The 271-nt window shown below is 32.8% G+C and carries 1 pseudogene; it reads right to left on the bottom strand.

The features are described from left to right. Nucleotides 1–271, bottom strand: a pseudogene (locus SB679_RS24330) (grasp-with-spasm system SPASM domain peptide maturase); the annotation flags it as partial.

Below are 271 nucleotides of genomic sequence, written 5' to 3'. Positions count from 1 at the left end.
CCTTCAATATGGTCTTTTGTGAGGTTCCAGTATTTTTTGAAATCACTTTGTATAAAGGTTTCCTCGAGGTTTGAGGTATGGATATTCCCAAAAGTCTGTGGCATTAATGGACAATGTTTTATATTTCCTTTGATATCGATACCAATTTTTTTGTGTAAACAAGAATTATGGTTGACTGCTTCAAGGATTTTTGGAAGATTCGTGTTGAAATATTTCAGATCTACCTTTCCACAGGCAGAGATTTTTAAATCTTCTTCAATACTATGTATAG

It is taken from the genome of Chryseobacterium sp. SIMBA_029 (genome assembly GCF_046535275.1).
Classification (GTDB): domain Bacteria; phylum Bacteroidota; class Bacteroidia; order Flavobacteriales; family Weeksellaceae; genus Chryseobacterium.
This window is presented reverse-complemented; position numbering and strand designations above follow the sequence as displayed.